This window comes from Hamadaea sp. NPDC050747, assembly GCF_040654195.1.
In the GTDB taxonomy this organism is placed as follows: Bacteria; Actinomycetota; Actinomycetes; order Mycobacteriales; family Micromonosporaceae; genus Hamadaea.
On record NZ_JBFAHM010000006.1, the window covers coordinates 257,220 to 273,652 of the forward strand.

Below are 16,433 nucleotides of genomic sequence, written 5' to 3' on the forward strand. Positions count from 1 at the left end.
GAACAGCTTACAGGATAAGGAGATCTTGCCATGGTCGCGTACGAGGTGCACGGAACCGGCCCCGCCCTCCTGCTACCGGTCAATCCGGAGCCGATCGAGGGAGCGAAGGCCGACGAGATGCGGGCCTGGGGCGTCAATCCGGCCAACGGCCGCGATCTCATCGCCGGCCTCGCCGACGCCTACCGCGTCGTGGCGTTCGACTACGAGGGGCACCGGCTCGCCCACCCCACCGACCTGACTCCGGACCGGCTCGCGCAGGACCTTCTCGACGTGGCCGACGCCGCCGGGGTGGAGCGGTTCGCCTATTACGGCTACTCCTGGCTCGCCCTCGCCGGGCTCCAGCTCGCCCTGCGGACCGACCGGCTCACCGCCCTGGTCATGGGCGGCTTCCCGCCCCTCGACGGCCCGTACGCGCCGATGCTGACGGTGACGAAGGCGACCCATGATCTCGCGGTCGACCCGTCGTCGTGGACGGGTCCGGCCGACTCGGTCTGGGACTCGGCGGAGATGACCCTCTCGCCGGAGCAGACCGGCCAATTCGTCGTGCTCTACGAGGCATTGCAGTCCTTCTCCGACACCGCCGTCGAGCTGTCGATGCCGCGGCTGTGCTTCGCCGGCTCGGCCGACGTCATCGCGTACGGGCCGAAGTGGGGCGGGGTGACCGTGGACATCGCCGGGCCGCTGCTCCGCCGGGGCGACGACCTGTCCGCAGCGGGTTGGGACGTCCGTGTCCTCGACGGGCTCGACCACACCGGCGCGATGCAGGCCGCCAACGTTCTGCCCGTGCTGCGCCCGTGGCTGGATTCCGTGCTCACAGCCTGACGTCGGTGCGGCCGGCCGACCGTTTCCACGGCACCCGGCCCTCGATCTCGATCTGCAGCGAGAAGCTGAGGAAGGTCCGGATCAGCACGATCACGCCGAGCACGGCGACGTTCTCCAAAGTGGGCGCCACGGCGACAGTCCGGATGAGGTCGGCGGCGACCAGGATCTCCAGGCCGAGCAGCAGCACTCCGCCGAAGGTCGCCCGCACCTTCTGGTACGCCGCCGTCCCGCCCTCGCGCCGCCAGGCGCCCGCCGCGACGACGACCGACCACAGCAGACCGGCGCAGAGGACGCCGACGCCGATGTACTCGAAGATCCGGGCGACCAGGTCCATCCGTCTCAGACGGTTGGCCGCGGTGCGACGGTCAGCGCCCAGATCACGAAGACGTCCAGCGCGATGATGACCAGCGCCCAGATCGGGTAGTACGGCAGGAAGAAGAACTGCGAGATCGCGGAGAGCACCGCGAGGGCGATGCCGACGCCGCGCGCCCAGTCGGCCCCGGTGAACAGGAAGAAACCGGTGATCGCGACGAGAGCGCCCATGATCAGGTGGATCCAGCCCCAGGCCGTGGTGTCCAGCTCGTACACGTAGTTCGGCGCGACCACGTAGAACGAGTCCTTGATGACCGCGGCGAGGCCCTGGAAGAACTGCATGACGCCCAGCAGAACCATCATGCAGGCGGCGAACACCATGCCGCCTTCCGACCAGGCCCGCTTGCTAGAGGACATTTCAGTCATTGCATCACCGTACGGAAATATCTCTCGCCTTGTGGGCGGTTCCGCCAAGATCTGGCAGCATCCTCCGACATGGAGATCCGCCCCGCGACCAAGGCCGGCGTGACCGACTGGTGCCGGCGGCGGCCGCTGCCCATGATCCTGGACTGGCGGGCCCACCTGGACGCCGTGCCGTCCGCAAGACACGCCAGCGCTGACGCGCCAGCGCTGGATCAGGGTTCCGGGTCGAATCTTGGGCCAAGATTCGACCGAGAACCCTGATCCGGCGCCCAAGCCTCGGGCGGCGCAACGCAACTCACAGTCCTGATGCTATTCACAGCCGCGTCCCAATGGTCTACTTACAGTCAGCGAGGCGCGACAGTCGGTGATCTACATCGGCGCGGGGACTCTGACGGGAGCGCTGTGATGCCCGAGAACGACAGACCTCCGGTCCCCTCCTGGGACCTCGACGGCACCTGGCTGTTCGTCGGCGACGAAGTCGCGCTCGCCGACCACGGCGCCGAGGCGTACGGCCGCATCATCGGCGTCGACCCCGACGGCTCCGGGTTGCCGATCGTCCTGATCCTCGCCGGCGACGGCCGAGGTGGGCAGGGACCGCTGCCGCTGGCCCGGATCAACGGCAAGCGGGTCCCGGCCGACGCCGCCGCGCGGGCGGGCGGCGGCCGGGAGGATCGCCTGTGGAGCAGCAGCCTGCGTGGCAACGAAGGCCGCGGCTGGTTGTAGGTCAGTCCTCGTCCGGCTCGACCAGCAGCCGGGCGTAATTCGCCATGGATCGTTGATAGCGCGGCAGGTGCTTGGCGAGCGCTCCGACCGCCAGCGACACCGCTTCGCGCTCCCGGCCGACGCTGGTCAGCGCCAGTGCGAGCGTCGCGACGACCGCATCGTCCAGCTCGTCGGAGCCCTGCGCACGCTCTTCGGTCAGCAGCCGGACGCTCTCGTCGGCGTGTCCCGTGTTGCGCAGCGAGCTCGACATCTGGATCACCGAGCGCCGCCGCCGGATGCCGTCAATCCCCAGCTGCAGCGCCTCGCGGTACAACGGGACGGCCCGGTCGGAGTGCCCCGTCGAGTCCCACGCGCAGGCCCGTTCGAAGGCCGCGACCGGGTGGCCGGGTCCCAGCTCGTCGGCCAGGTCGCCGACGCGGGCGCGGAACTCCTCCTCGTCCCACGTGTCCGGCGCGGCGTTGAAGTCCGCCCAGAGGGCGTCGCTGCGCTGTTCCCAGTCCCGGTCCATGTCGTTCTCCTCGCTGTCGTCTGTGCGGTGATCACTGTGCGGGGCGGGCTAGAGTCGGCGCTAGTGATTCGGCGAGTGCCGAATGTCTCGGGGAGGTCAGGGTGGCGGTCACGTTCCGGTTCAGCCCGGACGACCTGCTGCGCTGCCGGTTCGCCGTCTCGCCGATGTTCGAGACGGTCTCCGCGGTCCGCCTGCTCTCCTCGCGCGAAGACCCCGGTCCGCATCGCCGCTGGCTCGCGACCGTCGACAAGCAGGGCCTCGACCTGCGCCCACTCCTACTGCTCCTGCCCCGCCGCGGCTACACGCCCGACTTCCTCTCGCCGCCACCGATCGGCCCGCAGGCCAGGTTCGCCGACGAGCTGCAGGCCGTCGCCGCCACTGATCATCAGCAGATACGCCGAGAGCTGCGGAGGTCGCTGGCGGACACCCCGGGCGCGGCGGAGTCGCCGACCGGGCGGCTGCTGCTGGGCGACCCGGCGCGCGTCCTGCCGATGCTGGTCGAGCTGGTCCGGCAGGCCTGGGAAGTGCTCGTCGAACCGGTGTGGCCGCAGGTACGCGGACTGCTCGACGCCGACGTGAGCTTCCAGACCCGGCGGCTGGCCGAAGGCGGCCTCGACCGGCTGTTCGCCGAGCTGCATCCCCGGCTGCGCTGGGGCAACGGCGTCTTGACCCGGGAGTACGGCGACGACGACCACCGGGACCTCCAGGGCGAGGGCCTGATCCTGGTGCCGAGCGCGTTCAAGTGGGACCAGGTCGTCGCCATCGTCGACCCGCCGTGGCAGCCCACCGTCATCTACCCGGCCCGGGGACTCGGCGGTCTCTGGCAGCCGCTCGCCACGGATCGGCAGGCGGCGCTCGGCCGGCTCGTGGGCAAGACCCGCGCCGCTCTGCTGGCCGACCTCGGCGCCCCGGCGAGCACCACCGTCCTGGCCCACCGGCACGCACTGGCCGCCGGGACCGTCTCCGAGCATCTGGCCGTGTTACGCGACGCCGGATTCGTCACCGGCGAACGGCACCGGCACGAGATCCGCTATCGGCGTACGCCGCTCGGTGACGCGGCCGTGGGGTGACGCCCGGTCACGAGGTCGACCGCCTCAGCCAGGCTGTCGGGACGCTGAACCGTCTCGGGCAGCTCCGTCTCGGCCCAGCCCGGTCCGGCGGCGAGCACCAGTTTGGGCGCCGGACGGGCGTCCAGGGCGTCGGCTATCTGTCCTAAGTGGGCAGTGGCCGCCGTCTGCGACCAGAGGACCACGATGTCCGGTCCGGCTCGGCGCAACGCCTCGCGCAGTGCCGACGGCGGAACCCGAGCGCCGAGCAGCCGGCTCGGCACACCCGCCTCGGCGAGCGCCGCCGCCAGGGCTTCCAGCGCCAGACTGTGCTGCTCCTCGTCGGTGCACGTGAGCAGTACGCGCGCCGCCCCGACCGGCCGCTCGACCTGGGCCAGCCCGACGGACACCTCGCGCGACATCAAATGCTCGACCTCGACCAGCGCCTCGGTCGCGGCGTGCTTACGTCCGATGTGGATCAGGGCGGGCGCGAGCAACTCCGTCCACGCCGTGACGACCCCGTCCCGGTTCAGCGTCTCGGCGATGACCTGCCGCAGCTCCGCGCTGTCGAGCCGCAGTGCGGCCCGGGTCAGCCCCCGGACGGCCGGACCGGCCGAGCCGACCGCGACCGCGTACCCACCTCCGTCACGCCGGGCGGCCGGGATGGTCCGGCCGAGCACCCAGGCGGCGGCCCGCGCCGGTGGCACCCCCTGCCCGACGAGGCGCTGCATCTCGGCTAGCCGCCGCAGGTCCTCGGGTCCGTAGCGCCGGTGCTTGCCGGCGTCGTGCCCGAGCGGCCCGAGCCCGTAGCGGCGGTCCCAGGTCCGCAGGGTCGTGACGGCGACGCCGACGAGCCGGGCGGCTTCGCTCGCCGTCAACGCCTCCTCCGCCATCGTCGTTTCCCTTCCGCCGAATCGGGCACTCGCGCACGAGAAGCCTAGTGGCCGCCCGGCCGCCCGTGACGCAGGCCAGGGCTCCCATTTTACGATGCAAACTTCGATGCAACTGGTACCGTCAAGGGTATGCGATGCCTGGTCACCGGGGCCACCGGCTACATCGGCGGCCGGCTGGCACCGAGACTCCTGGAGGCCGGCCACGAGGTCCGGTGCCTCACGCGGTCCGGCGCCCGCCTGCGCGACGTCCCCTGGGCGCGCCACGCCGAAGTCGTCGAGGGAGACCTCCTCGGCGACGGCTCGCTGACCGACGTCTTCGACGGCGTCGACATCGCGTACTACCTCGTGCACTCGCTCGGCACCCGGGACTTCGAGGACCGCGACCGCCGGGCCGCACGGGCCTTCGCCGAGGCGGCCGCGGCGGCGGGCGTACGCCGCATCGTGTATCTCGGCGGTCCCGAAATCACCGGCGACGAGGACGCCTCGGCACACCTGCGGTCCCGGTCGGAGGTCGCCACGGTCCTGGGCTCGACCGGTGTGCCGACTGTGGTGCTGCGTGCCGCGGTCATCCTCGGTTCCGGCTCCGCCTCCTTCGAGATGCTGCGCTACCTGACCGAGCGGCTGCCGGTGATGGTGACCCCGCGCTGGGTCGGCAACCGGCTGCAGCCCATCGCCGTCCGCGACGTGCTGCACTACCTGATCGGCTGGGCGACCGTCCCTGACGAGGTCAGCCGGTCCTTCGACATCGGCGGGCCGGACGTGCTCACCTACGCCGAGATGATGCGCCGGTACGCCCGCGTCGCGAAACTGCCGCCCCGCCTCATTCTGCCGGTGCGTACGCTGTCGCCCTGGCTCAGCTCGCAATGGGTGGGTCTGGTGACCCCGGTGCCGGGTGCGATCGCCAAGCCGCTGGTCGAGAGCCTGATCCACGAGGCCGTCTGCCGGGAGCACGACATCGCCGGCTACGTGCCCGACCCGCCCGGCGGGCTGAAGGGTTTCGACGAGGCGGTTCGGCTCGCCCTGACGAAGGTACGCGACGCCGACGTGGAGACCCGCTGGTCGACCGCCGAGTGGACGCGCGCTCCCGCCGAACCCCTGCCCACCGACCCGGACTGGTCCGGCGGGACGGCGTACGTCGACCGCCGCGAGCGTCCGGTGCACGCGTCGTCGACCGCGCTGTGGCGGGTGGTCACCGGCATCGGCGGCGAGACCGGCTGGTACTCGTTCCCGCTGGCCTGGTCGGTCCGGGGCTGGCTCGACCGGGCGCTCGGCGGCGTCGGGCTGCGCCGGGGGCGGCGTGATCCGGCCGAGCTGTACGTCGGCGAGGCACTGGACTTCTGGCGGGTGGAGGAGATCGAACCGGGTCGGCTGCTGCGGTTGCGCGCCGAGATGCTGCTGCCCGGCCGAGCCTGGCTGGAGATGGCCGTCGACGACACCGGCCCGGACAGCGTCTACCGGCAACGGGCGATCTTCCTCCCCCGCGGGCTGTCCGGGCATCTCTACTGGCGGGCGATCTCGCCCTTCCACACGGTCATCTTCGGCGGGATGGCCCGCAACATCGCCAGCACCGCCGAACGGGCCGATCACCCGGATTGACCCCGCCGATCGGCCCCGACGATCCGCTGGGCGGCGAGCTTGCCGGAGATCAGCACCATCGGCACCCCGACGCCGGGAGTCGTCCCCGACCCGGCGAACACCACATTGGCCAGACCGGGATGCCGGTTCGGCGATCGGAACGGGCCGGTCTGGCGCAGCGTATGCGCGGCGGCGAACGGGGTTCCGGCGGCCAGTCCGCCGGCCGCCCAGTCGGCGGGGGTCACGACGTGCCGGGTCACCACCGCGTCGCCGAATCCGGCATACCCGCGCGCTTCGAGAACGTCGATCAGCTCGTCGGCGTACCGGTCGGCCAGGCCGCCCCGCCAGTCGAACGGACCCGTCGTCAGGTTGGGCGCCGGGGCCAGCACGTAATAGGTCTCTCGCCCGGCGGGCGCCGCCGTCGGATCGGTCCGGGTGGGGTTGGTGACCAGCAGCGACGGGTCGCTCATCAGCTCGCCCCGGCGAATCACCTCGGCGAAGGTACGCCGCCACGCCTGTCCGAAGTGGATGTTGTGGTGGGCGGTCTCCGGATACGCCCGCCGGGAGCCGATGTGCAGCACGACGCACGACGGCGAATACCGCTGGGCCCGCCGGGGTCCCCGGCCGGGCAGCAGACCGAAGGCGGCCTCGGTGTCGGGGTTGAGGACGACGGCGTCGGCCGGGAAGCGCCGGCCGTCCGCGGTACGCACGGCGACCGCCCGGCCGTTGCGCACCTCCACGCTGGTCGCCTCCGCCTCGTAGTGGAACTCGACGCCGTGCTTCTCGGCCGCTCCGGCGAGCGCGAGCGGCACGGCGTGCATTCCCCCAGCCGGGTAGTACACCCCGGCGACGGTGTCCAGGTACGCGATGACGGCGTACAACGCGCGGGCGTCCTGCGGCGCGAGCCCGGCATACATCGCCTGGAAGGAGAAGACGCGCCGGGTGCGGTCGTCGCGGAAGAAGCGGTCGATGCGGTGCTGGAGGCCGCCGAACGCCCCTTGCCCGAGTAGCCGGAGGAGGTTGAGCGTCACCAGGTCGCGCGGCCCGTCGAAGTTACGGTCGATGAAGTCCGCCCGTTGCAACTCCCACAGTCGCCGGGCGTACGCGGCGAAGCGGCGGTAGCCGTCGGCCTCGCGTACGCCGCAGACCCGGGCGATCTCGTCGGCCATCCGGTCGGGATCGGCGATCACGTCGAGCCGGGAGCCATCGGCGAACCACGCCCGGTACGCCGGGTCGAGCGGGGTCAGGGTGAGCCAGCGCGGCAGGTCCTCCCCCACTGCCGCCAGCGCCTCGGCGATCAGGTCGGGCATGGTGAGCACCGTGGGGCCGGTGTCGAAGTCGAACCCGGCCACCGACAGCCGCCCGGCCCGTCCGCCGGGCCGGTCGGCCTTCTCTAGGACCGTCACCTGGCGGCCCGCGCCGGCCAGGTGGAGAGCGCAGGCCAGCCCGCCGAGCCCGGCCCCCACGACTACTACCCGATCCGTCGGGCCGGACATCCGCCCGGCGCTCACGACGACCGCCAGGCGGCCGCACCGGCCAGCGAGGTGAGCGCGGTCCGGGCGTCGTCGGCGATCGGGGCGGTGTCCAGCGCTCGGATGCCCTCGGCGACCCGGTCGGCGATCATCTCGCGGACCCGTTCCGGCGCTCCCGTGCTCCGGATCAGCTCGCCGAGCCGCTGGACCTCGGCGGAGTCCGGCGGCGGCCCGCTCCTGAATCGGCTTACCAGCGCATCGAGCTCAGTCCGGCGGCGAACGTTCGCCGTGGCCCGCGCTAGCTGCAGCAGGACGGTCGGCTTGCCCTGGACCAGGTCGTCACCGGCGGGCTTGCCCGTGTGCACCGGGTCGCCGAACGCGCCGAGCAGGTCGTCGCGAAGCTGGAACGCTTCCCCGACACGCGTACCGAAGCGGGTGAAGGCCGCCGCGACCGAGGAGTCGAGCCGGCCCGCCAGACTGCCGCCGTAGTGCAGTGGCCGGACGACGGTGTATCCGGCCGTCTTGAGCCGGGCCACTCGCAGCGCCCGGTCGACCGTCCACACCGGAGAGTGTTCGCCCAGCACGTCCAGATACTGCCCGGCGATCGCCTCGACCCGCATGAGGTCGTACGCCCGCCGGGCGGCGGCCAGCGCGGCCGGCGGAACCAACGCCTGGGCCATGAGCCGATCCGCCCAGACGAGGCAGAGATCGCCCACGAGGACGGCGATCGAGTCGCCGAACCGGTCGGCGTCGCCCGTCAAACCGGCCCGGCCGTGTGCGGTCGCCAGTGCCCGATGCGCCGTGGGCCGGCCGCGCCGGGTCTCGGAACGGTCCATGACGTCGTCGTGCACGAGGGCGAAGGCGTGCAGCAGTTCGAGCGCGGCCAGGGCCGGAAGCACCTGCTCCACCGGCTCCCGGCCGCCGCACGCCCGCCACCCCCAGTACGCGAACAGCGGCCGCAGCCGTTTGCCGCCGCTCAGGACGGCGTCGCGCGCGGTCGCGGCGAGCAGGTCGAGCCGGGGATCGAGGGCGACCAGCGCAGCCGCCTCGGCAGCGACGAACGTGGCGAGCCGGTCGTCGACGGCGTCGGCGAGCGCGGCGGGTCCCGGCGGACCGGCAGGTCGCGGGACGGTCAGGGTCAGAGTCGTGTCGGCCACCCTTTGAGGCTAACCGACGCGGCAGGTTGCGTCGATTCTTGCGTCGAATTAGCATGAGGGTACGCCGCCGAGAGGGGAAGATCGTGGACGAGCGCCTCGCCGCCGCGTACGAGGAGTGCCGCAAGCTCCATCGGCGGCACGGCCGGACCTACTACCTGGCGACGAAACTGCTGCCGGCCGAGCTGCGTCCGCACGTCCACGCGCTCTACGGCTTCACCCGCTACGCCGACGAGATCGTCGACTCCACGCCCGAGCTGGGCATCGCCGAACGGGCCAGCCGCTTGCGCGCCTGGGGCACGGCGTTCGCGACGGGCCTGTCCGGCGCGCCCGTCGACGATCCGATCCTGCCTGCCGTGCTGCACACCATCGCCGTCCACGACATGGACCGGTCGGACTTCGCGTCGTTCCTGCGCAGCATGGAGATGGACCTCGACGTCACTGCCTACGGCACCTACGCCGACCTGCTGGAGTACATGGAGGGCTCGGCGGCGGTGATCGGCACGATGATGCTGCCGATCCTGCGCCCGGCCGATCCGGCGGCGGCCCGGGAACCCGCCCGCCAGCTGGGCCTGGCCTTCCAGCTCACCAACTTCCTCCGCGACGTCGGCGAGGACCTCGAACGGGGCCGGATCTATCTGCCGAAGGAAGACCTCGATCGGTTCGGCGTCACCGAGTCGGACCTGGAGCAGGCGCTGGCCGACGGCCACAGCGGCGACCGTGTCAGGGCGTTGATCCGCTTCGAGGCCGGGCGCGCTCGCCGGCACTACGCGCTGGCGGCGCCGGGCGTACCGATGCTGGCCCCGGCCGCCCAGGCGTGCATTCGCACGGCGTTCCACCTCTACTCGGGCATCCTCGGCGAGATCGAGCGGCAGGGATTCGACGTGTTCGCCCGCCGGGCGGTGGTTCCCCGCCATCGGCGGGTACTCGTCACCGCACGGAGCCTGCTGACTCCCACCGGCCGGGGTGTCAGCCTGACGCCTCGCTCGATCGCCCTGGGGGCCTGATGCGTACCGCCGTCGTGCTGTTCACCCGGGACCTTCGGGTCGCCGACAATCCCGCGCTGCACGCCGCCTGCGAGGTCGCCGACGAGGTGGTCCCGCTGTTCGTCGCCGATCCGGGCGTGCCCGGCTCGCCGAACCGGCGGCGGTTCCTCGCCGAGAGCCTCGCCGACCTCCGCGAATCACTCCGTCACCGGGGTGGCGACCTCGTGCTCCGCGAGGGCGATCCGGTCACCGAGGCGGTCAAGCTCGCCCGGGAGACCGGGGCGTTCGGCATCAGCCTCGCCGCCGACGTGAGCGGCTTCGCGGCTGCCCGAGAACAACGGCTTCGCCGAGCCTGTGCGGAGGAACGATTGTCGCTGAAGGTCTTCGACTCCGTCACGGTGGTGCCACCCGGCGCGCTGCGACCCTCCGGCGGCGGTGATCACTACCGCGTCTTCACGCCGTACTGGCGTGCGTGGCAAGGCTTCCACCGGCGGCCGGAGCTACCCGCACCCCACCGGGTACGCCTCCCGGACGGCATCACGCCCGGACGGCTTCCGGCCGGCGGCCCGGCGACCGGCCTGATGCCCGGCGGAGAGACCGAGGGCCGCGCCCGTCTGTCCGCCTGGCTCCGGAGCGCCGCCGAGTACGCCGAGATCCACGACGATCTGGCCGCCGACCGGACGAGCCGGATGAGCCCTTATCTGCATTTCGGCTGCGTGTCCCCAGTCGCCGTGGCCGATCAAGCAGGCGGCGTCGAGGCGTACGTGCGGCAGGTGTGCTGGCGCGACTTCTATCACCAGGTGCTGGCCTACTTTCCCGAGCTGCCCCACAAGGCGTATCGCCGGAACGCCGACGAGCAGTGGGCCGACGACCAGAGCGCCCTGGACGCGTGGCGTGCGGGGCGCACCGGCGTGCCGATCGTGGACGCGGGCATGCGGCAGCTCGCGGCCGAGGGCTGGATGCACAATCGCGCGCGCCTGATCACGGCTTCTTTCCTGACCAAGCAGCTGGGCCTGGACTGGCGCGCGGGCGCCGCGTGGTACGCGAGCCTGCTGCTGGACGCCGACGTGGCCGACAACAACGGGAATTGGCAGTGGGTGGCCGGGACGGGCAACGACACCAAGCCGTATCGGCGGTTCAACCCGGTACGCCAGGCCGAACGGTTCGATCCGGAGGGGGACTACGTCCGCCGGTGGGTGCCCGAGCTGGCGGGCGTCACCGGGAAGGCGGTGCATCAGCCCTGGCGGCTGCCGGAGGCCGAGCGCCGGGCGCTGCGTTACGAGGGTTCGCTGGCGCCCGAACCGGAGCCGATGTGATGGACCGCTGGCAGTACGCCGCCGCCCTCGCCGCCTGTGTGGTGATCACGCTGCCGCTGGAGGTCGTGCTCGGCGCGCGGGTCTATCGGCGACCGGCCCGGCTGGCGCTCACCCTCGCACCGGTCGTCGTGGTCTTCGCGGCCTGGGATCTGCTGGCCGCCCGCCGCGGCCACTGGTGGTGGAGCACCGATCAGGTCACCGGGGTGCGCCTGCTCGGCCTACCGCTCGAGGAGTGGATCTTCTTCCTGGTGGTACCGATCTGCGCGGTGCTCACCTACGAAGTGATCGGTTCCCGGCAGGTGATCCGGCGTGGCCGCTGAGTACACGATCGCCGCCGTCGCCGCCCCGGCCGCCGTCGTCGGACTGGAGCTGTTGGTCTTCCGGACCGGCCTGTTCGGGCAGGCGCGCTACTGGATCACCTTGGCGATCGCGCTGGCCTTCCAGATCCCGGTCGACGGCTGGCTCACCCGGGCCGGCCGGCCGATCGTCCGCTACAGCGCGGCCGAGACCTCCGGGGTGCGGTTTCCCTGGCACATCCCGGTCGAGGACTTCGGCTTCGGGTTCGCGCTGGTCACCTTGACCTTGCTGCTGTGGCGGCGGCAGACGCTACGGGCGGAGCGCGATCATGGCTGACCCGGTCGCCGGTGTGCTGACCACGGGGTTCGACCGGCTGGTCCGCGGGGGTCTGCGCGGCGTCTGGCTGCGCGGCCGGCTGCCGGCCGGCGCGTTCGTCTGGGCCGCGAACCACCACAGCTGGTGGGACCCCTTCGTGGCGGCCGCGGTGCTGCGGCGGGCGCGGCGAACCGCCGGCCTCGTCATGCTTCAGGACACCATCCAGCGGTACGCCTTCGCGCGGCGGCTGGGCGTGTTCGGTTCACGGGAGCTGCGTACGGGGCTGCGTCAGCTGGCCGGGGGCCGGGTGCTGATCGTCTACCCCGAAGGCGAGCTGCGCCCGCCGGGTCCGCTCGGCCCGCTGGCCGACGGCGCCGCCTGGTACGCCCACCGCACTGGGGTGCCGCTGGCCGCCGTCGCGGTCCGGGTGGTGCTCCGCGGCCATCAGGCGCCGGAGGCGTACGTGTCGATCACGGCGGTGGACCCGGCCGGCGAGGTCGGCGTCCTGACCGGCTCCCTGGCCCGGACGCTGCACGACGATCTGTCCACGCTGGACCGGCAGCTCGCGGTCGCCGATCCACGAGCCGGATTGGCCGGGTTCCGGCCCGTCCTGCTCGGCCGGCGGAGCTGGGACGAACGCATCGACGCGGTGACCAGGCGGTTGCGATGGTGATCCTGAGCGCGGCGATCGCCGCCTACCACCTGGTGAAGACGGCCGGCCTCGTCGCCAACACCGCCATGTTCCCCATCCTGCGACCGGCTTCGTCGCCGGCTCCCGCTCCGGGCCGGCCGGTCAGGTCCGTCCACAGCGCACCGCGGATTTCGCTGCTCGTACCCGCCCGGGACGAGGCGCTGCGACTGCCCCGGCTGCTCCCCGGGCTCCTGGCGCAACCCGCCGACGAGATCCTGATCCTCGACGACGGCTCCACCGACGGCACCGCCGACGTCGTCCGGGCGCACGCCGATCCACGGCTGCGCCTGGTGCCGGGCGAACCGCGCCCGGACGGCTGGATCGGCAAGAACTGGGCCTGCCACCAGCTTGGCCAGGCGGCGACCGGGGATCTGCTCGTCTTCTGCGACGCCGACGTGGTGCTGCAGCCGGGCGCGCTCGACGCCGTCCGGCACGAACTGCGACGGCAGCGGGCCGACGTCTTCTCGGTGTTCCCCCGGCAGCTGACCGGCACCCTCGGCGAACGCCTCCTGGTGCCGCTGATCGACGAGACGCTGCTGGCCTTCCTGCCGCATCGGCTGCTCGACCGGCCGATCCCCGCCGCCGCCACCGCCAACGGCCAGCTGCTGGCGTTCACGCGGACGGCGTACGCGGTCCTCGGCGGGCACGAGGCCGTCCACGACCGGATCGTCGAGGACGTGGCCCTGGCCCGCCGGGCCCGCCGGTTCGGGCTGAAACTCGGTCTCGCGCTGGGCGGGGAGCTGATCCAGGCCCGGATGTACGACGGCTACCGGCAGGCCGTCGCCGGGCTGGGCAAGAGTCTGCGGGCCGCCCATCTGGGCAGCGACGCCGTCCTCGTCGCGAGCGCCGGCTTCCACGTCCTCGCGTACGCCGCGCCGTGGCTGCTGTGGCGACGGGGACCGGCCTGGCGAGCGGCGGCCGTACTGGGTCTGACCGAACGGCTGCTCGCCAACGCCAAGACCGGTCGCGGGGCGTACGCCGAAGCCGCGCTCGTGCCGATCACGCCGCTCGCGGCGCTGCCGGTGTACGCGATCGCGCTGCGCCGGAAAGCTCGCTGGAAAGGCCGCACCTACCCGTGATCGGCGACCTGTGGCGCTGGACTCGCGACCCGATCCCGCTGCTGACCGAACGGGCCGCCACGGCGCCGGTGTTCGAGCTACGCCTGTGGCGGCGCGGCATCGTGGGCTACCGTCCGGAGTGGAATCGGGCGGTCCTCGGCGACCTCGCCGCCTTCCGCGCGGCGGGCAGCCTGAGCGGGCTGACCCCGTATCTGTCCGGCGGAGTCGTGCATGCCGACGTCCCCGAGCACGACGAACGGCGGCGAGCCCTCAACCCGCACTTCCACAACCGGTCGCTCGCAGCCCTGCTCGGGCAGCTCGACGAGGTGGCCGCCCGGTACGCGCCCCCGGCCGAGTTCGAGGCGCTGGAGTGGGCCGCAGACGTCGTGCGGCGCCTGCTCAACGCCGCCTTCTTCGGCGGCCGGGTCCCCGACCGGCTGCTCCGCTCCTTCCTGGTCCCGTTGCACCGGCCGATGCCGCATCCCCTGCTGCCTCGCCCCCGGCTCTTCCGCCGGGTCGACGAGCACATCGCCGCCGTCCTGGCCGATCCCCCGCCCGGTACGCTGGCCGCCGCCCTCGCCGGGCTGCCCGACGCGGTCGAGGAGATCCGAGTCGCTCTCGCGGCCGGATACGACACCACGACGCATACCCTGGCCTGGGCGGCTTGGCAGCTGGCGGGCGCACCCGAGTGGCGTACGCCCGACGCCCTGCCGGCCGTGCTCGACGAAGTGCTGCGGCTCTACCCGGCGGGCTGGATCGGCAGCCGGGTCGCCGCGGCCGACGTCTCCGTAGCGGGAGCCGGCATCCCGGCCGGGACGCTGGTGCTCTACTCGCCTTACCTGACACACCGGGATCCCGAGCTGTGGCCCGATCCCGGCGCGTTCCGGCCCGAACGATTCACCGCCACCGGGCCCGCCCGGCCGGCCTGGGGTTTCCTGCCGTTCAGCGCGGGACGGCGTACCTGCCTGGGCGCCCACCTGGCCCGCGCGATGCTGAGCGCCGCGCTCCGGCCGTGCCTGACCGGCCGCCTCACCCAAGTGAGCGGCGACCCGACGCCGCAGGCCGGATTGACCCTGCGGCCGCGCGGCCCGCTGCGGATGATCCGCCCGCCGCGCTGATCTCTCGGTTGGCGAGATGCCCGTTAGCTGCGGTTATCATGACCGGCGTGACGGACAGCGTGTTCCAGCGGGCCGACGACCCCCGGGCCAGGCTGATCAGCGAAATCATCAGCGAACTGCGGCTCTACTCGGCGCATTCGCAGCACATCGGAGACGCGTTCGCCGCCCGGAATCAGCTGGGCAACGCCGACCTGCACGCGCTGATCCTGATCATGGAAGCGGAACTCAGCGGGCAGCCCATCACCCCGGGCGCGCTCCGGGAGGAGCTGAACTTCTCGTCCGGCTCGGTCACCGGAGTGATCGACCGGCTGGAAGCGGCCGGTCACGTCTACCGCGATCGCGACACCGCCGACCGCCGCAAGATCTTCCTCCGGTACGCCGAACCCGGCGCCGCCGTCGCCCGGGAGTTCTTCCGGCCGCTGGCCCGGCGTACGGAAGAAGTCATGAAGCAGTTCACCGACGAGGATCTCGCGACGGTGCACCGGTTTCTGAGCCTGATGGTGACCTCGATGCGGGAGCACCGCGACGAACTGCGCCGCTAGTCCGCACGCTGAGGCCACTTCTCCAGCAGGAAGTGCAGGGAGTCGACGATGCGCGCCCATGAGTCGTCGAGCCCCCGAGGATGGTGGAACGCCCCGGACGCCTCCAGATCGGCGAAGCCGTGGAAGAAGCTGCGCAGCAGCCGGACCGCGTCGGTCTGGTCCGGTTCCGGCAGTGCGTACGCCCGGAGGACGGCGGCGGTCGCCTCGATGAGCCGGCGGGGGCCGGACGATCGTTCGAGGACGGCCGGTTCGAGCGGCATCTGCGAGGCGGCGTACCGGCCGGGGTGGTGCACCGCGAAGTCCCGGTACGCCCCGGCGAACGCGGCCAGCGCGTCCCGCCCGGCTCGGCCGGCCACCGCCGCCGCGATCCGGTCGGCGAACTCCTCGCTGGCCTTCAACGCGACCCGTTCCCGCAGATCCTGCAGGTTCTTGACGTGTGAGTAGAGGCTGGCGTCCTTGACGCCGAACCCTCGGGCGAGCGCCGAGACGGACACCGCCTCGAAGCCGACCTCGTCGGCGAGGTCGGCGGCGGCCAGGACGACCCGTTCCGTGCTCAGACCCGCTCGCGGCACTCGACGCTCCCGGTAACCTAGAGGGATAAGTCAGTTGCCTAGCATCATACGGTAGACCTATGAGATCACTCGTCGAGGCGGAGATCCGCTCGTCCTTCGTCAACTGCACCAAAGGCGAGGCGGCACGCCTCTCGCTCCCCCGCGATCTGGGCGACCGGGCCTGGGCCGACCTCGACTTCCTGGCCTGGCCCGACATCTCCGCGCCGGACCGGGCGTACCTCGTCACCGAGCCGACCCTGGCCGCCGTACCCGGCGAATCGGACGAGCCGGGCGGGCAGCTCATCGGGGTGGCTCTGCGGCTCGCCGCCCAGAAACGCGGGCTGCTGCATCGCAGCATGTGCTCGCTGTGCCTGACGACGCATCCGGGCAACGGCGTTTCGCTGATGACCGCGCGGAAGGCCGGAGTCGCCGGACGCCAAGGCAACTCCGTCGGCCTCTACATCTGCACCGACCTGGCCTGCTCCCTCTACGTACGCGGACTCAAGAAGCCGCACACCGGCGGGCGGCTGGACGAAACGCTGTCCGTCGAGGAACAGGTCGACCGGCTACGCGGCAAACTCGACGGCTTCCTGACGAAGGTCCTCACCTGACGGGCGCCCGTCCGGGAAGA

Annotated in this window: 20 protein-coding genes; 13 read left to right on the forward strand and 7 right to left on the reverse strand. The window is 72.2% G+C overall.

What is annotated here, in order from left to right:
• Nucleotides 1–30: 30 nt before the first annotated feature.
• Nucleotides 31–822 (forward strand): alpha/beta hydrolase, encoded by a 792-nt coding sequence (locus AB0H43_RS16060; protein WP_360000104.1) that lies wholly within the window; start codon nt 31–33, stop codon nt 820–822.
• Here AB0H43_RS16060 and AB0H43_RS16065 read toward each other — a convergent pair.
• Nucleotides 812–1,156 (reverse strand): DUF1622 domain-containing protein, encoded by a 345-nt coding sequence (locus tag AB0H43_RS16065; RefSeq protein WP_360000105.1) that lies wholly within the window; start codon nt 1,154–1,156, stop codon nt 812–814. The two genes, AB0H43_RS16060 and AB0H43_RS16065, sit on opposite strands and share 11 nt — an antisense overlap.
• A gap of 5 nt (nt 1,157–1,161) precedes the next feature.
• The gene (locus tag AB0H43_RS16070; protein WP_360000106.1) at nt 1,162–1,551 is read right to left on the reverse strand and encodes a hypothetical protein; all 390 of its coding nucleotides are present in this window, start codon (nt 1,549–1,551) and stop codon (nt 1,162–1,164) included.
• Between the two features lie 411 nt (nt 1,552–1,962).
• On the opposite strand from AB0H43_RS16070, the gene AB0H43_RS16075 reads away from it, so the two are divergent.
• Entirely contained in the window at nt 1,963–2,280 is a 318-nt protein-coding gene (locus tag AB0H43_RS16075; RefSeq protein ID WP_360000107.1) for a hypothetical protein, read from the forward strand.
• Nucleotide 2,281: 1 nt separating this feature from the next.
• Here AB0H43_RS16075 and AB0H43_RS16080 read toward each other — a convergent pair whose 3' ends face one another.
• On the reverse strand, nt 2,282–2,788 hold the full coding sequence (locus AB0H43_RS16080) for a tetratricopeptide repeat protein (RefSeq protein ID WP_360000108.1): 507 nt from the start codon (nt 2,786–2,788) through the stop codon (nt 2,282–2,284).
• Between the two features lie 101 nt (nt 2,789–2,889).
• Between AB0H43_RS16080 and AB0H43_RS16085 the strand changes: the two genes are divergently transcribed.
• Nucleotides 2,890–3,858 carry a DUF5937 family protein gene (locus AB0H43_RS16085; RefSeq protein ID WP_360000109.1) on the forward strand — a complete coding sequence of 323 codons (969 nt, stop codon included), beginning with the start codon at nt 2,890–2,892 and terminating at the stop codon, nt 3,856–3,858.
• Here the strand turns inward: AB0H43_RS16085 and AB0H43_RS16090 are convergent.
• Nucleotides 3,819–4,727: a MerR family transcriptional regulator gene (locus AB0H43_RS16090; protein ID WP_360000110.1), complete on the reverse strand. Its 909-nt coding sequence runs from the start codon at nt 4,725–4,727 to the stop codon at nt 3,819–3,821. The genes AB0H43_RS16085 and AB0H43_RS16090 overlap by 40 nt on opposite strands.
• A gap of 129 nt (nt 4,728–4,856) precedes the next feature.
• Here AB0H43_RS16090 and AB0H43_RS16095 point away from each other — a divergent pair, with 129 nt between their 5' ends.
• Nucleotides 4,857–6,323: an SDR family oxidoreductase gene (locus AB0H43_RS16095; RefSeq protein ID WP_360000111.1), complete on the forward strand. Its 1,467-nt coding sequence runs from the start codon at nt 4,857–4,859 to the stop codon at nt 6,321–6,323.
• Here the strand turns inward: AB0H43_RS16095 and crtI are convergent.
• Together crtI and AB0H43_RS16105 are read right to left on the reverse strand one after the other, a co-directional pair.
• Entirely contained in the window at nt 6,311–7,798 is a 1,488-nt protein-coding gene (gene crtI / locus AB0H43_RS16100; RefSeq protein WP_360000361.1) for a phytoene desaturase family protein, read from the reverse strand. The two genes, AB0H43_RS16095 and crtI, sit on opposite strands and share 13 nt — an antisense overlap.
• 11 nt (nt 7,799–7,809) lie before the next feature.
• Nucleotides 7,810–8,916, reverse strand: coding sequence for a polyprenyl synthetase family protein (locus AB0H43_RS16105; RefSeq protein ID WP_360000362.1), 1,107 nt, complete (start codon nt 8,914–8,916; stop codon nt 7,810–7,812).
• Between the two features lie 98 nt (nt 8,917–9,014).
• On the opposite strand from AB0H43_RS16105, the gene AB0H43_RS16110 reads away from it, so the two are divergent.
• From AB0H43_RS16110 to AB0H43_RS16145, 8 genes are read left to right on the forward strand one after another with little or no spacing between them, the layout of a single operon-like run.
• Entirely contained in the window at nt 9,015–9,935 is a 921-nt protein-coding gene (locus AB0H43_RS16110; protein WP_360000112.1) for a phytoene/squalene synthase family protein, read from the forward strand.
• A complete protein-coding gene (locus AB0H43_RS16115) occupies nt 9,935–11,230 on the forward strand; it encodes a deoxyribodipyrimidine photo-lyase (RefSeq protein WP_360000113.1) in 1,296 nt (431 codons plus the stop codon). The genes AB0H43_RS16110 and AB0H43_RS16115 overlap by 1 nt, the downstream gene beginning before the upstream one ends.
• Entirely contained in the window at nt 11,230–11,550 is a 321-nt protein-coding gene (locus AB0H43_RS16120) for a lycopene cyclase domain-containing protein (RefSeq protein WP_360000114.1), read from the forward strand. The genes AB0H43_RS16115 and AB0H43_RS16120 overlap by 1 nt, the downstream gene beginning before the upstream one ends.
• A complete protein-coding gene (locus tag AB0H43_RS16125; RefSeq protein ID WP_360000115.1) occupies nt 11,540–11,863 on the forward strand; it encodes a lycopene cyclase domain-containing protein in 324 nt (107 codons plus the stop codon). Before AB0H43_RS16120 ends, AB0H43_RS16125 begins: the two co-directional genes overlap by 11 nt.
• Nucleotides 11,856–12,515 carry a 1-acyl-sn-glycerol-3-phosphate acyltransferase gene (locus AB0H43_RS16130; RefSeq protein WP_360000116.1) on the forward strand — a complete coding sequence of 220 codons (660 nt, stop codon included), beginning with the start codon at nt 11,856–11,858 and terminating at the stop codon, nt 12,513–12,515. The genes AB0H43_RS16125 and AB0H43_RS16130 overlap by 8 nt, the downstream gene beginning before the upstream one ends.
• The gene (locus tag AB0H43_RS16135; RefSeq protein ID WP_360000117.1) at nt 12,509–13,612 is read left to right on the forward strand and encodes a glycosyltransferase; all 1,104 of its coding nucleotides are present in this window, start codon (nt 12,509–12,511) and stop codon (nt 13,610–13,612) included. Before AB0H43_RS16130 ends, AB0H43_RS16135 begins: the two co-directional genes overlap by 7 nt.
• Complete coding sequence (locus AB0H43_RS16140; RefSeq protein WP_360000118.1) at nt 13,609–14,709, forward strand: cytochrome P450; 1,101 nt, start codon at nt 13,609–13,611, stop codon at nt 14,707–14,709. Before AB0H43_RS16135 ends, AB0H43_RS16140 begins: the two co-directional genes overlap by 4 nt.
• 59 nt (nt 14,710–14,768) lie before the next feature.
• Entirely contained in the window at nt 14,769–15,251 is a 483-nt protein-coding gene (locus tag AB0H43_RS16145; RefSeq protein ID WP_360000363.1) for a MarR family transcriptional regulator, read from the forward strand.
• On the opposite strand, the gene AB0H43_RS16150 is transcribed toward AB0H43_RS16145, so the two are convergent.
• Nucleotides 15,248–15,823 (reverse strand): WHG domain-containing protein, encoded by a 576-nt coding sequence (locus tag AB0H43_RS16150; protein ID WP_360000119.1) that lies wholly within the window; start codon nt 15,821–15,823, stop codon nt 15,248–15,250. The genes AB0H43_RS16145 and AB0H43_RS16150 overlap by 4 nt on opposite strands.
• Before the next feature lie 59 nt (nt 15,824–15,882).
• On the opposite strand from AB0H43_RS16150, the gene AB0H43_RS16155 reads away from it, so the two are divergent.
• Nucleotides 15,883–16,413: an FBP domain-containing protein gene (locus AB0H43_RS16155; RefSeq protein ID WP_360000120.1), complete on the forward strand. Its 531-nt coding sequence runs from the start codon at nt 15,883–15,885 to the stop codon at nt 16,411–16,413.
• Nucleotides 16,414–16,433 lie beyond the last annotated feature (20 nt).